Origin of the sequence: Nocardia sp. 852002-51101_SCH5132738 (assembly GCF_001665695.1) — a bacterium.
Taxonomy (GTDB): Bacteria; Actinomycetota; Actinomycetes; order Mycobacteriales; family Mycobacteriaceae; genus Nocardia; species Nocardia nova.
The window spans coordinates 1-14,243 of record NZ_LZML01000175.1 but is presented as its reverse complement, the minus strand read 5'-3'; the positions used below and the strand labels follow the sequence as shown (position 1 = coordinate 14,243).

The 14,243-nt window shown below is 68.7% G+C and carries 14 protein-coding genes; 1 reads left to right on the top strand and 13 read right to left on the bottom strand.

Annotation, left to right across the window (positions count from 1 at the left end; translation table 11 throughout):
* Positions 1-173 precede the first annotated feature (173 nt).
* The 13 genes from A5789_RS26185 to A5789_RS26125 all read right to left on the bottom strand — a co-directional run bounded on the left by A5789_RS26185 (position 174) and on the right by A5789_RS26125 (position 12,058).
* Positions 174-1,652 carry an SCO6880 family protein gene (locus A5789_RS26185; protein WP_064904254.1) on the bottom strand — a complete coding sequence of 493 codons (1,479 nt, stop codon included), beginning with the start codon at positions 1,650-1,652 and terminating at the stop codon, positions 174-176.
* Positions 1,649-3,064 (bottom strand): hypothetical protein, encoded by a 1,416-nt coding sequence (locus A5789_RS26180; protein WP_155525937.1) that lies wholly within the window; start codon positions 3,062-3,064, stop codon positions 1,649-1,651. Before A5789_RS26180 ends, A5789_RS26185 begins: the two co-directional genes overlap by 4 nt.
* Positions 3,061-3,861 (bottom strand): hypothetical protein, encoded by an 801-nt coding sequence (locus A5789_RS36935; RefSeq protein WP_155525936.1) that lies wholly within the window; start codon positions 3,859-3,861, stop codon positions 3,061-3,063. Before A5789_RS36935 ends, A5789_RS26180 begins: the two co-directional genes overlap by 4 nt.
* Positions 3,858-4,508, bottom strand: coding sequence for a hypothetical protein (locus A5789_RS26170; RefSeq protein WP_082940971.1), 651 nt, complete (start codon positions 4,506-4,508; stop codon positions 3,858-3,860). The genes A5789_RS36935 and A5789_RS26170 overlap by 4 nt, the downstream gene beginning before the upstream one ends.
* A gap of 24 nt (positions 4,509-4,532) precedes the next feature.
* The gene (locus A5789_RS26165) at positions 4,533-4,766 is read right to left on the bottom strand and encodes a hypothetical protein (RefSeq protein ID WP_064927383.1); all 234 of its coding nucleotides are present in this window, start codon (positions 4,764-4,766) and stop codon (positions 4,533-4,535) included.
* Positions 4,763-5,698, bottom strand: a complete 936-nt coding sequence (locus A5789_RS26160; RefSeq protein ID WP_082940970.1) for an alpha/beta fold hydrolase — start codon at positions 5,696-5,698, stop codon at positions 4,763-4,765. The genes A5789_RS26165 and A5789_RS26160 overlap by 4 nt, the downstream gene beginning before the upstream one ends.
* 112 nt (positions 5,699-5,810) lie before the next feature.
* Positions 5,811-6,095, bottom strand: a complete 285-nt coding sequence (locus A5789_RS26155; protein ID WP_064904247.1) for a hypothetical protein — start codon at positions 6,093-6,095, stop codon at positions 5,811-5,813.
* A complete protein-coding gene (locus A5789_RS26150; protein WP_064904283.1) occupies positions 6,092-6,652 on the bottom strand; it encodes a hypothetical protein in 561 nt (186 codons plus the stop codon). Before A5789_RS26150 ends, A5789_RS26155 begins: the two co-directional genes overlap by 4 nt.
* 92 nt (positions 6,653-6,744) lie before the next feature.
* Positions 6,745-7,230 (bottom strand): hypothetical protein, encoded by a 486-nt coding sequence (locus A5789_RS26145; protein ID WP_064904245.1) that lies wholly within the window; start codon positions 7,228-7,230, stop codon positions 6,745-6,747.
* A gap of 321 nt (positions 7,231-7,551) precedes the next feature.
* Positions 7,552-8,865: a cutinase family protein gene (locus tag A5789_RS26140; protein WP_193615619.1), complete on the bottom strand. Its 1,314-nt coding sequence runs from the start codon at positions 8,863-8,865 to the stop codon at positions 7,552-7,554.
* 222 nt (positions 8,866-9,087) lie between these two features.
* Entirely contained in the window at positions 9,088-10,185 is a 1,098-nt protein-coding gene (locus tag A5789_RS26135) for a lipase family protein (RefSeq protein ID WP_064904244.1), read from the bottom strand.
* Positions 10,182-11,423 carry a cutinase family protein gene (locus A5789_RS26130; protein WP_082940967.1) on the bottom strand — a complete coding sequence of 414 codons (1,242 nt, stop codon included), beginning with the start codon at positions 11,421-11,423 and terminating at the stop codon, positions 10,182-10,184. The genes A5789_RS26135 and A5789_RS26130 overlap by 4 nt, the downstream gene beginning before the upstream one ends.
* Complete coding sequence (locus A5789_RS26125; RefSeq protein ID WP_082940966.1) at positions 11,420-12,058, bottom strand: hypothetical protein; 639 nt, start codon at positions 12,056-12,058, stop codon at positions 11,420-11,422. The genes A5789_RS26130 and A5789_RS26125 overlap by 4 nt, the downstream gene beginning before the upstream one ends.
* An 893-nt stretch (positions 12,059-12,951) precedes the next feature.
* Between A5789_RS26125 and A5789_RS26120 the strand changes: the two genes are divergently transcribed.
* On the top strand, positions 12,952-13,794 hold the full coding sequence (locus A5789_RS26120; RefSeq protein ID WP_082940965.1) for a helix-turn-helix domain-containing protein: 843 nt from the start codon (positions 12,952-12,954) through the stop codon (positions 13,792-13,794).
* The last annotated feature ends 449 nt before the right edge of the window (positions 13,795-14,243 follow it).

Sequence of the window (14,243 nt, the reverse complement as noted above, 5' to 3'; positions counted from 1 at the left end):
AGTGGCGCGGCGATGATCGTCACTCGACAGCGCCCAGCGAGCGCGAACGGCGGCCAGGCCGCGACCCGCAGCAGCCGTTTCCTCCTTCGCACGCGCCTGTGGAGTCAGCACACGAATCCCTGCCATCGTCGCCGTCCGCGCCGGACGGATCGTGCTTTTGCGGTCTCGGATATTCATGCGCTGAACCGCTTCGAGATCGAGGTGTGCTCGGGCAGGATCAGGCCGATGCCGAGGGAGGCGGCGAAAGCGGCGGCTTGGGAGCCGTAGCAGCGGCGCACCCGCAGCCGCGACGCCGCGGTCATCGTGCGTACCGAGGCCTCGATGCCGGGCAGGTCGGCGTCGAGGACGTCGGTGACGGTGACCAGGACACCGAATCGGGTGAGGCCGGCGCCGCGGGCTTGTTCCTGGCGGGCGGCGCGGGTGTTGTCGACGCGGATGGACGCGGCGGCTGAGGCGATGCCGCGTTCGGTCTGCTCGGCGGCCAGCGCGTCGCGGAAGTCGGAGTCGACGATGTCGGTGGCCTCGGCCGCCGAATGCAGGCGGTACACGACCGCGACCCGCTTGCGCGGCACATCGGAGCGCGGGCGCAGCAACTCCTCCAGACCGGTTTCCAGCACCGCGCCCCGCGGTGGGGCGTCCATTTCCCAGGTGATCGACCGCGCGCCGTCGTGCACCAGATGGTCCCAGCGGTCCTCGTGCGCGATCGGGCCCACCGAATCCCACGACTGCGTATCGGTGATCGCGGGACCTGCGGCTTCGATGTCGCGCTGGGCTGCCAAGTCGTAGCGAGACCGCACCAGCCCCAGCACCTCCCACGCCTGCAACGGCGTCGCCGGCAGCCCCGCGCGGGCCAGTTGCGACAGCACCCCTTGCAGGCGTTGCCCGATCTCGCGGGCCTGCTCGGGCAGGTCCCGCCGCGTTTTGCGGGAGGTGCCGATGGCGCGGTAGGTGACGGCTAGGCGGGCCTCGATCCGCACCCCGACCCCGCCGATATCGGCGGCGGCCTCACGCATCACCGCCCGCGCGAACTCCGGCGCCTCGGCCCGGACCAGACGTGCGACTTCGCGGCGTTGCTTGAGATGGGTTTCGGCGACGGTCTCCAGGACCGCGGTGACCGCGACGACCTCACCGCCACGTGACTGCGAGGCCAGGAAATGCCCGTACTCGGCCACCCAGGCATCGATTTGTGCTTGGTCAACCAGTTCCTTGCCGCGCGGCAGCACCCGTAGCACCACCGAGCAGTGATCGGTACGGCGAACATGGACGACCGCGAACCGCTTCCCACCAGGAGTCTCCCACTCCCCCAGCCGCGAATCAGCCAGCAACCCAGGCAATCTCGCCACACCCGGGATCCGGGAAAACCGGCCGGACCGATACACCAGCTCACCACGCGCCCTCGCCGCCGCGAACTGGACCCGCAACACCGCCGTCTCCCACCCTGTCCTACCGTCGATCGTGATCACCAAGGGCGTGAAAACGATTGCGGCGCAGCCGAGCACGATCAGCGTTGTGGCGATGGATCGGGTGAGCATGAAGGTAGCCATCACGGTGATCAGCAGTGCAATCGCGAGCATGCTCACCCCCCACGTCATGCCGAAGAACCCGGCCGAGCGCGGTTTCTCCCATCTGCCGTACATGCGAGGACTGGTCATCGCCGCACCTCCAACGGGCCAGGCGCATCGACATCCCAGCCGTCACCGGCCTGGGATTCGACCGCCGAACTCGCCGACTGCACACCCTGACCGGCCAACTGCGCACCCATGACAGCCGCACCGGCGATGCCCGCTCCCGCGCCGCCAGCCGCGCCCGAGCTGCCACCGGCTTGTTCCGAGGCGCCCGCAGATCGGCCCCCGGTTCCCGCGGAGCCGGACCCTCCGGATGCGGCCCCGCCAGGTGAGGCGCCGCGGCCGGGCGAAGCTCCGCCGCCACCGGTCCCTCCCGAGAGCGGACGGCCACCTCCCGCCCCGCCCGATGGGCCGCTCGGGGATGGATTGGGCCCACCGCCTCCGCCTCCGCTGGTGGCGTTTTCGCCTTCGGTCATCTTCCGGGCCGCGGAACGGTCACCTCCGGCAGAGCCCATAGCGATGCCGAGGGCGCCACCGGCTAGGGCGGCGCCTGCTCCTCCCCCGCCGCCGAGGGTCGCCACCGCGGGGGCGACCAGCCGCATCAAGGCCGGCAGCACGATCGTCACTGACAACAGCAGGATCATGCCGAGCAACACCAGTTGCGGATCTTGCTGCTGACCAGCGGTTTTCGTGCCCGCTGCGGTGAAGGCGATCGCGTAGATGAGGGCGCCGACCGGTTTCCACAGCACGAACGCCAGCGACCACGACAGCATCCGCTTGTACGCCTGCGAACCTGGCCCGGTGCCCGCCGCGGCCGCAGCCAGCGGAATCGCCGCGACGACCAGGATCAAGACGGCTTGGCGGATGACCAGCATGGCAAGTTGGACGAGCATGCTGATCAAGCCGAGGATGCCCAGCACGAGCAGGACACCGGAGCCGAGGTTGCTGTGATCGCGCAAGTTGTTGTCCACCAGCCGCTCGACCGCGCCGTGCAGGTCGCCGCCAGTGGCGTCGTTGATCACCCAGTTACTGAACGCATCACCAGCTTTCGTACCGGTAGTGATCAGGGCGGAGAACATCATCGAGGCGAACACCGCCCGCGCGAACATCAGAAAGCTCTCCTGCGCCTCCCCCGCGACACCACCACGCTTGGCCATCGCCAACCGAGCAGCGGCGAACAAGATCCCCGCGATCATCAGCAGAACCTGCAGACCGCTGGTGTACCCGCGGATCGACGCCAAGGCAGGCCCCGGCTCCCCGGTAGACGCCGCCAGGTGCGGAGAGGGCAGGTTCACCCACCACGTCATCACGAATCGAATTGCGGATGTCATGCCATTGACCAGAGAGTCGACAACGCTGTCGAACGCGGAGTTGGCTGCGGAGTTGGCGGCTTTGCCGCCGAGTTGTTTCAACGCGCACACCGCACCGGGTCCGGTGGGCAGGTCGCACACGATATCCGGCAGCTGCGCATGGTTGACGGCGGCGATGGATGTCGTCATGTGGTGGTCCTCCATTGCCCGAAGCCGGCAAGGTTCTCGATGGGATCGCCTGGCTGCCAGAGTGTTTCGATGTCGTCTGGCAGGCGCACTCGCCAGTCGGTGTCGTAGGTCATGGGCCAGGAGACGGAGGTGTAGCCGTCGCGGGTTCGGGTGGCGATGTCGACGACCGCGAAGTCGGCGCGGTAGCCGGGGCGGATGCGAATGCCGTCGGGGACGGTGACGTAGCGGCCGGCATCCGGTGTGTGGGTGCGGCTGCGCGTGACCCTGGCGATGAACGCGTCGGTGTCACCGACAAAACGAGTCCGAACGACGCTCTGCCACAGTCCCTCTGGTGCGGCGAGGGTGCGGGCGAGCGCGTCGCAGGCGGCCAGCGCCGCACCTTGCGGGGTGTCGGCGAACCCGGAGGCGATCCCGTGGTCGATGACGGCCGGACCATCGCTTCCGGAGACTGGTAGCGCGGCGCCGCCCCATCCGCGTTGCCAGGACATTTGCGCTGGTGCCGCGGTGAGATAGTCGCTCGACGACGGGTTGGGGCGCGTGGCCGGATCTTGGGCAAACGCGCGTCCCTCGTCGCCGACGACGTCGAGGCGGTTGCCGAACAGGTCTGTGGTCGGCGGCTGGGCCTGTGTCGCGGTGAGCGGGGGCCGCGCAGCAGTCCTGGGGATCGTTGTGGATAAGCCAGCGGACGGGGGTCCAGGGGTGTCGGTACCGCATCCGCTCAGCGGGACGGCCAACGCTACTGCGAGCCCGAGCCAGCGGTGGTGTTTCAGTGGCAGAGTCGCGGCGGTCGTGTTCATCGGATCGGGAGCCGGATCGTGTCGGTGGGCAGTGTGTCGGGGGCGGTGACCAGGGCGGGGTGGTGCCCGTCGGGGAGCAGGAGTTTCCAGTCGCCGGTCTGCCAGATGACGGTGGCGGTGTTGCAGGTCAGCGATGTGTCGGGTTGCTGGGTGTAGATCGCGGTGTCGGCCCGGTCCGGGGTGTAGCCGGTGATGCGGTAGCCCAGGATCTTCGGTGGCGTGCGGGCGATCGGTGTGGTGATCGACATCTGGGCCCGCGCCACGGCCCAGTCGTCACGCCCCGCGCCGGAGGCGAGCATCTGTTGTCCGACGCTGGCCCATTGATCATCGGGTGCCACGGACATCCGCACGACGGCGTGGATCGCCGCCAGCGCCGCCCCGGCGGGGGTATGTGCGAACCCTGCAGCGACCGCGCCGGTCACCGTGTGCGGGCCTTGGTCGGCTACCGGGAGCGAGAATCCCTGGTAGACCGTGGTTATCACGTTGGTCGGTGCGGCGTGGATGTCCGCGGGCACTGATGACGCGGCGCTAGGGTTGCTGTGTTCGCCGGGCGTGGTGCAGCCGGTGAGGGTGGCGATGCCGAGCAGTCCTATTAGTGCGGTCAGGCCGGCATGATGTGTGGCGTGGTGGGTGGTGTGCGGGTTCACTGCGGTCTCCCAGGGGTGTGGGGTTCAGTGGGTGGGGAACAGGGCGGCGGCGATACCGCGGGCGGAGCCGACGAGGATGGCGGCGAGCAGGGCGCCGGCGAGTCCTTCGATCGCTTCGTCGCGGTGGAGTCGCCACGCCAGCTGCCAGCCGATCCAGATGGTGCGGGCGATCGCGAGCAGCAGGACGAGCCAGGCCAGCCAGGCGAGCATCTGGGTCAGCGGGGCGAGGACTTTCGGGTCCAGCCGTGTGGTGGTCATGGCGTGCCGTCGGTGTCGGTGGCCAGTTCACTGTCCTGGTCGAGCAGGAGCTGGTCGACGTCGGCGCGGTAGGCGACGTCGAGGGCCGCGACGATCACCTCGGCGGCGATGTCGGGTTCGCTTCTCGGCAGCGAGTGTCCGGCGCCGGGCACCACCTGCTGGTCAGCCCAGATCTTCTCCGCGAACCGTGTCGATTGAGTGGCGGAGACGACCCGGTCGCGGTCGCCGGTGACCACGAACGACGGAACCGGTCGCAACCCGGCGGCGATGGCAGGGTCGAGGTAGAAGTGGCGGTAGGCGTGCATGAGGTCGGTCAGCACCCGCGGATCGCCGGGACGGGCGCCGGTCGCCAGCGGAGCCTTGGACCCGAGCCGTCGTGCGGTGCGGCGGAAGCGTCGTTCGGCCAGCGACGCGGCCGCAGCCGCGACATGGTCGAGCCTGCCGTGACGAAGGCTCTTGATCCGCGTCGCCGCAGTCATGAAATGGCGGGGCAGGGTGGGGAATTCGGGGAATTCGCCGGTGGCGTTGAACAGCACCAGCCCTGACAGTGCGGCGGCGCGCGCCGGGTAGCGCTGCGCGTAGGCGGCCGCGACCATGGATCCGGCCGAGTGCGTGACCAGTACGACCGATCCGGTGGCTTGGGTGAGTACGGTGTCGAGGTCGTCAGCCAGATGGTCGAGGGTGGTCTCGACGCTGCGGTGGGGGCGCCCCGAGCGGCCGTGCCCGCGTTGATCCCAGACGATTTGCGCGATCTGGCCGTCGAGGCGGTCGTGCACCTGCTCGGTCAGCGGTTGCCACCAGCTGCCGTCGCACAGCAACCCGTGTACATAGACAACGGTCGCCGCGGCAAACGATGGCCCGCAACGATCTCCGGCCAGCATGAGCCCGTCGCTGCTGGACATGGTCAACGGGGAGGTGTCGATGATTGGCATACGTGTGAATCCCTTTGCCTCAGAAACGAGTACGTTGGTGAGATGCCGTGTTCCGCCGTTCGGCGGCGGACGGCACGGATGTGAGTCGATTCGAAATTTGTTGGCGCATTGGTTATTTGGCGACGATTTGAGTCATGATGGATCCGGCGCTGGTGGCGATGATTCCGCCGACGAGGGCGCCCAGCACGATCTTGGGGCTTTCCACGGCGCCGCCGTGCCAGCGTTCCCACCCGAATTTGCCGCCGGCGTAGATGAGTGCGGCGATGCCGGCGAGCATCACCGCCCAGGCCAGCCAGTTCACGACCTTGGTCAGTCCGGCCGACCCTGGGGGTGCCTCCGGTGTGATCGGAATCTGTTGCGCCAGAACAGCAATGTTGGCGATGACGGAATGCGTCATGGGGATCTCCTGGGTATGGGGTCGAATGCGGGCGCTCGGGTGGCGGCGATGCGGGCGGTGATCGCTGTGCCGGCGTGATAGACGTCGGTGGGGACGGCGTCGCTCAGGTGGGCGCGCCGCGGTGGCGGCGGGTCGCTGGGTGTGTAGGTGGCGAGGTCGTCGAGTTCGTGGGTGAGCAGTTCGTCGTGCCAGCGGATCGGCCACACCGCGCCCTCGACCAGGGCAGCGACGGTGCTGCGGTAGCGGCGCACCGCCAGCGGGACCTGGCCGGGCCGCGGCGGGATCAGCACCAGCCCGACCACAGTTACCCCGGAGGGTGTGAGCCCGGCATGCCACTCGCGCAGCCGGTCCGCGGCCGCGACCAACCCGGGCAAGCAGTCGCGAGCCACGACCACCACCCGCTGCGTGGTCACCGGCGAAGCGGGCCACGCCAGTCCGGCGTCGGCGGCGTGTGCCCACCACCGGGCCAGTGTCGAGGTGCCGGCGCCGCCGTGGGCGCCGAGTACCGCGAACAGCGGCGGATATGCCCCTGTGACGGGTAGCGGTGAATTCCTCACCGGCGCACGATGTTCCGGACCGGGCTCTGTGACGGTGGTAGGGTCGAGGCGTCCGTCGGTCGGCTCGTTGGTGGTGTGTGCGGCGAGGGCGCTCATGGTCCGGCCTGCTTTTGGATGTTGGTGATCAGCAAGCCGGGACCGTCGGGGCGGGTGTTGATCACTTGCAGGTAGTCGGTGCGGGTGCGGTCGGGATGCTGCTCGACCACGTGCACGTTCGCGCTGCCAGCGCCGATCGGGGTGATCGCCACGCAATAGGTGCTGCCGGCCGGGATGGAGGCGATCCCGGCGGCGAGCGCATCGGCCGCCAGACCCGCCTCCGGTGCCACAACACGCAGGGCGGCGTCGGCATTGCGGAGCCGGTAGTAGGCGTTCTCGAACGAGGCCACTACCCCGGCGACGGTCCGTATGTCACCGTCTCGGTCGGTGACCGTGGCGCCGGTGAGTCCTGCGCACGCCACGCCGGCGACTGCGGTGCCGCTCGCGGGCGGCGCCGCGGTTCGGGTCGGCACCTGGGTGTGTCCGCCCGGATCGACAACGACCAGTGCACCGATGAGCATCAGGACGGCGGCCACAGTCATTGCCGCACCCACGACGATCCACACCCGCGCGGACGGCAGCCCGAGTCGCGGAGGCTCGTGTCCCCCTACCTCCGGTGCGAGATGGGTGTCGCCGCGACCTGGATGCAGTTGCGTGGGCTCGGGCTGCTGTTCTTTTGAAGAGTCGGGCTCGAGCCAACGCCATTCGTCACCTGGCGCTGGAGTGGTGTCCGCGGATGTGGTGTGTGGCATGGTGGTTCACCTCCTCGACGCGGATGGGGGGTGGATGGGCCCTTCGGCGGAGTCGGCCCGCGAGGACGGAACTGATCTCTGGCGCAGAGAAACCGTCTCCGCCGAAGGGGTTCAAGGACTCGGCACGGCGGGGGGAGGGGTTGCCGTGCCGGTCCGCTCAGAGACGGAACCGGATGTCGTCGATGCGGCCGGCTCCGTTGTGCTGGTTGTCGGGGGTAGTGGTGTGGCCGCGCTGGGGTGGGTGGCAGCGAGGTCGTGGGCCAGTGCGGTGAACCAGTCGGCGACCGCGGCGAGGGCCGGTGTTCCTGTCGGGGTCGCGGGGGTGCTGGTGTAGGCGGCATGGTGGCCTGCGGTGTCGCTGTATTGGGTGTAGGTGGCCAGCTGGTAGAGCTGGTTGTCGTCGGTGACGGTGGAGGTGATGGCGTCGAATGCCTGGTTGACCCAGCCCAGCGCGGTGTGCGGCGGGACGAGGTCGGCGACCGCGCCGGCCAGTTTCGTGCCGAGGACCCCGAGGGCGGCGGCGGGGTTGGCCATGCCGACAGTGGCCAGCTCAGCGATCGTGGCCGGGGTGAACACCTTCTGCGCCACCGACACCACAGTGTTGAGGCCGATCGTGCCGATCCGGAACAGCGCCGCCAACGCGTCGTCCGGGCCGGGCATCGGGGTGTTCGGGTCCGACGCTTCCGCTAGGCGTTGCCCCAGGGGTTTGGTCGGTTGGTAGCTCAGTTCGTCCAGGCTGTTGCCGGCGATGTCGTCGGTGACGACGCCGATCGCGGTTTTCCAGGTCGTGGCCGCCAAGGCTTGCGCGACGGTCGAGATCGCCGCCACCGGATCACCGAGGTTCGATTGAGCAGCAATGTTTTTCACCGTTCGCGTCAGCGGCGAACCGACAGGGGCGTCACAGGCCAGATCACCCGGTGTGCAGAGGTCCGCGACGCGACCGGCCAACAACCCGAATCCCGCGCTGCCGCTCGGGCTGATGCCCATGCCGCTGCCTGGTGTGTTGGTGAGCCGGATCGACGCGACCGCTGCACCTGTGGTGCCGGGAGCCGGTCCGGGGGTGGTCTGTCCCGGCCGGCCGGGAAGAACGTCACTGCCAGCTCGCGCTGGGTTGGCCAGCAGCGCGACCCCGGCGATGGAATCCGCGGCCACGGTGGCGGTGTTGTCACCGACCCGGTGGGCGAAATCGGTGACTGCTGCCGTGCCTTGTCCCCATCCGGCCGCCGCGATCTTCGTTGTCGGACAACGACGGACGACCTCAGTGGCCTCGGATTCGAGGCGCTGCGCGGCGCTCGTGCTGGCTTGGTCATAGGGTTGAGGCTCACCGATAGCGTTGTTTCCGTAGGGAACGTAAACGCGCTGGACCAGGCCGCCGGCGTGCGCCGCCAGGGGTGTGAACAGTTGACCGAGGGCACCGGTGTCCACAGTCGGTGCGGTGTCGGTCGCCGACTCATCCGGTCCCTGAACCCCGAACACAAACAGCGTCGGACACCGGTCCCCGATCGGGACCGCCGGGTCAGCGGTCGCTACCTGGACGCCGCCTCCAGCGATCAACACAGCCCCCACCGTTGTTACGCACACCCGGCGAGCCAGGTTGCCGCGGCGGATTTTTCGGATGTTCCGGGTTTTGCTGTACCGCATCGTTTGTCACCCTTTGCTGGCTCGGTTGAGGTAGTCGGCCAGGTGGGCGATGGTTTCGGTGATGGCGTCGTGGGCGGTGTCGAGGTGGCCGCGGTCGTAGTTGCGCCAGCTCACCTCGACCCCGCCTTCGCGGTAGGCCGACAGCAGGCGGGTGCTCTGTCCGATCGGCACCAGCGCGTCGCGGGCGCCGTGGTAGAGGTGCACAGGCACGGCAGGTAGATGGTCGACGGGGATGGTTTCGCGGGTCAGGACGTAATGCCACATGGGATCGGTCCACGGCTGTGCCCGATCGCACCAGTGCTCGATCGGACGCCGATACTGCGCAAGCAGCATTGGGGCGCTGCGGTGTTCGGCTTCGGCGATGATCTGTCGGCCGTCGGTCGAGAGCACGTGGCGCAGGGGTAGATGGTGGTAGGCGCGCGAGAGGCCGATCAGCCCGGCCAGCACGAGCGCGGAAAAAGGACCATTGTTCAGCGACGCCACCAGCGCGCCGGGCACGGTGATGGTGGCGCCGGCCGCGATCCCGCGCAGGTCCACCTCCGGTGCGTACGAGCGGTGCAACTGCGCCGCGACTGTGACGGCGCGAGCGCCGTCGGCGTACCCCCATGCCACCACCGGTGATCCCTCCGCATTCAATTCCGGGATCGAGGAGGCGGCGCGGGCGAGGTCGAGGGCATGGTGTGCCGCGGCGCGACCGGCGAGGAAAGTTGCCGGCCCTTGCCCGGTGACGCCGAGGTTTTCCCCGTCCGGGACTGCGACGATCCAGCCGCGTTCCAGCGCCGCGGTGATCGGTTCGGTGTCGGGTTCGGCACCGATGGCGAGCAGTCGAGACGGCGCGCAGGGGCCGCCGAGTCCGTGAAAAGCGGGGTAGTACACCAGGATCGGGCCTGGACCGAGTTCGGGATCGGTGTCGGGCGCGATCACGATGCCCGAGGCCGCGGTGAGTTCGCCGTGGCTGTCGGTGGAGGTGTAGAGCAGCTGCCACGCCGCGCCTGCCCCGATCAGCCCGGGTGTGTCGGTGGGGCGTATGCGCAGGATGCGGCCCGGCTCGCTGGAATCGTGGAAGGTGGGCGGGGTGTAGAAGGCGGTGCCGGTGTCGTTCATGACTGGTGTCCTGCGGCGTCGTGGGCGAGTGCGGTCATCCAGGCGACGCCGGAAGCGAGTTGGCCGCTGGACAGGTAGCCGTTGTGACGGGCGACGGTGTCGCCGTAGCGCACCCACACCGCCGGGTTGATCAGATCGGCGTTGTCGGCCACCAACTGTCCCCAGGCCCCGGCGAGCTGGCCGGCCAGCTTCGGGACCACGCCGAGCGGGTTCGCCGTCGCCGCGGCGGTGATCTGATCCCATCGCTGGACGGCTGCCTGCACCTGATCCGGTCCCGGTGCGGGCGTTCGGGGGTCGGCGGCGTCGATAAGCCGCTGCGCCAACGGTTTTCCCGGAACGTAATCGGCATTGATGGCATCGGTGTGGAAATCCTCGGCTAGCACGGTGGTCCACGACCGTCCCATCGCCGTCGAGAACAGTTCGTTGATCGACGACAGGGCAGCGATCGGGTCGCGCAGGTTGGCTTGGGCGGCGATTTCCGCGCCGACGCGCAGCAGGGCAGCGTGGTCGGGCGCCGAGCACGCCAGGTCACCGTCGGTGCAAATATCAGCGACACGACCGGCAAGCGCGCCGTAGCCACTGCCGTCGGTGCCGATACCGCTACCGGACGCGGGCGGGTTGAGGATCTGCACTGCTGCGACCGCAGCGCCTGATGTGCCCGGCGCGGGGTCCGGCACCGTCTGTCCCGGCCGGCCGGGAATGACCGGGGAGTTCGGGAGCCGGTCGGGGTTGGCGTAGAGCGCGATCCCGGCGATCTTGTCCGGAGAGACCGGTCCATTGCCGGCGCCGACCTGCTGGGCGAATTGCGCCATCGCCTGAGCGCCTTGCGAATACGCCACACCCGCCAGCAACGTGCTGGGGCAGACGTTGGTGATGTCGGTAGCAGCGGCATCGAGGCCGGCGAGCGCCTCGGTTGCCGATTCTGCATATGGTGCCGATCCTCCGCCAGGAACGATCCCGCCGAAGCCGGCTGGGTAGGGGATGGTGCTGTGTTGCACCAGGTCCGGGGCTGCGGCCTGGACCTCGGCCAGCAGTGCGCCGATGACTCCGGTGTCGGCGGTGGGATCGGGGTTCGATTGGCCGGTGCCCTGGATTCCGATCACGTACAACGCTGGGCAGCCAGGACCGATCGGCACAGCATCGGCTGCGCCGCTACCCAGACCACTCACCGCCGCGACACACGCCGCGCTCACAGCGGCCGTTGCCAGCGATTTCAGAGTGAGCGTTACGGCGGTCATGGCTGGCCCACCCCGACCCCGGCGCCGAATCCGGCACCGACGGTTCCACCAGCCAACGCGCCCGCCAACGCTGCGGGAATACCCGCGACCGCAGCGCCCGCGACCGCACCGGCCGCAGCACCGACCGCTGTGCCCGCGACGCCGGAGGTAACGGTGCCGACGACCGGGACCGGCACCACGGTTCCTACCGCGGCACCGGCGATTCCGCCGATCGTGCCACCGATCAGCCCACCCACGACCGCGCCCGCGGCGGCCACCGGTGCGCCGGCCGCGACCGCTCCGGCCGCGCCGCCGAGCCCGGCACCCGCGAGGGTTGCGCCGCTGACCCGGTCCGAGCGCCCTGCCGGGATACCGATCGAATCCAAAGCGGTAGCGACCTGCGCTTCGGCACCGGCAGCGGTGTTATTGATGCAGTCACGTGCTTGGGGTGGAAGCCAATCCGGTGCCGGAGCCTGCCATTGACCGACACGGATCGTGTTGTCCGGCGGCGCAATCGGCGCGACCGGCGCCACCGGCTCGGGCAGATGCAGGTCTTGTACCTGCACCGGCGGTGCCGGGTCGTCGGCGGGTTCGGGGCGCGGGGTGGGCCCGTTGCGGATCTCGGGTGGCTGCTCGACATACACCGGCTGCGGCACGGGTGCCGGTTCCGGTTGAGGTTCCGGCGTAGGCGGCGGTGCAGGTGGGGGCGGCGGTGTCACTGTGCCGGGCTGGGAAGGGCTGGTAACGCCCGGCTGGTCCGCGATCGAAGCCGTCGATGCACCCGCCGGGCCGGCGCACGCGAGCGCGATCAACAGCGGGACAGCACCGGCAACCACGAGCGACGCGGGTCGGGACATCCCTGCCTGTAACCGCTCCCCCCTTTTGTTGGGTGTCGCGGTTCTTCTCTTGGCGTTTCTGAATCCTGTTTTCGGCATGCCGAATAAACCCTTCGAACGGAGGGAGGAAAAAGGACAGAATGAATGGTGTGGCGGTTTCGGAGAATCAGCGCCCCGGCGTCGTCAACGCCGACTCCCGGGGCGCTGATCCGCCGTTTCAGCAGATCAGAGGAACGGCAGGACGAGCGAGAGCACTTGGGCGGCGATCGTCAGTCCGTTCGAGACTGCCGCAGAGCCGGTATCGATCCAGGAAAGAACGACCATCGGATCCACAATCAATTTCCCTTCGAGGCAGGAGCAGTTGCCCTACCATCAAAACGCGGAAAATTATGGTTCGCCAGGCGTTGAAGGGATGGAGTTTTTATATATACCCGCGCTAGCCCCACAAAGAGATGGGTTTACGTGCGACAGCGGCGAAAATTGATACTCCCAGTATCCCTCGAAATTTTTTTCCGCCCGTCGCCGATTGGTGGACACCATGTGGTGAACACCGCCGTGGGTCGAGGTCGAGCGCGCCTCTTCGCCAGTGAGACCGCTGGTTGTTCGTTGCCGCCATCGCGGGATTCTGGTAGGAAGAAAGCGCTCGGGGGAGAATCCTTTTCACCAATTCCTGTATTTGCTGACACGAAAGTGTCGGCGTTCGAGGGGGTTTCATGACCACCACCACACCCGATTCACCTCACGCTCGACAGCCACCGGATGTCGCCCGTTTGGCTGGTGATGTGCCGGTTGGAATTCCAGCACTCGGGCCCTGGCTACGAGTGATGCGCGAACACCGCGACCTGACCCGCGATCTGGCCGGCCGGTACACACACGTCAGTGCCGCCTATCTCAAGTCGGTCGAGGTTGGTTCGGCGACTCCGCGCCGGGACACACTCGACAAGATCATCACCGGTTACGAACTCTCACCCGCCCAGCGTCGCCACACCATCGACTTGTGGGAACCCGCCGCAGTCCTGGCTCCACTGGACGAACTGCGTGAACGTATAGCGACTGCTGGTCGCCGAGGAGAGTTGGCGACATGGGACGCCCGGGCGATTGCCTGTGGCTTCTGCGATCCCCTGTGGAATGTCGTGGCGGCCAACCAGCAGTTCCAGAGCCTGTTTCCCGGCCTGGACCAAGCCGAGAACAACCTCGCCATCTGGCGCTTCTCCTCGGCTGACGAGTCGTGTCGCCAGGATCCCGACGAGGAGGCCCAGTTCTTCGTGGCGACTCTGCGTGCGGCGTTGGGCCGCTTCCGGGATGCGCCGGTGGGAGCGCGGCTTCTTCGACGCCTCGCCGGCAGTGCCCGATTCGCTGGGCTGTGGCGTAGCGGTGTCGAGGTCGCCTACGACATTGGTCCGTCTCCGCGCCGCTGGGGCGACCGGGATGACCTGGTCACCGTGCAGGTCACCGAGCTCGTCGAGGAACCCGGGGTTCGCTTGTTCTTGGCGTATCGATCGCGCGCTGCCGGGCATCAGGGCGCGGACGGTGTTGGGGCACAACCTGCTTCATAGTGTGAGGGAGGTGTTGGTGTGTCGACTGATAAGCATCCAGACACCACAGATTTTGAGGACGCCGCGGATGCAGTGGCGGCCCCGCACGAGCCGACCTACCCGGTCTCTGTCGGCGCTCGCGCTCTGCACAAGTCCGAAGCGTGGTATCTGCGGCAGCTGAAAGCCGGCGCGCTGCCGGGACATCGGGCCGGGCGAACATGGTTTCTCACCGCCGCCGACATCGCCGCCGCCATCGAACACACCGCCACCGCCGCCACGCCACCGCCGCGGCCTACCTCACCATCGGCACCGCAGCCCCGTCGCCGCCGGCGGCGACGCCCCGGACCCCCGTGACGGTGCGCGTCACGGGCGGGGGGGGGGGGGGTGGCGGGGGGGCCGGCCCCCCCGGGGGGGGGGGGGGGGGGCGGGTGGCGGCGGGGGGCGCGGGGGGGGCGGCGGGGGGCGGGGGG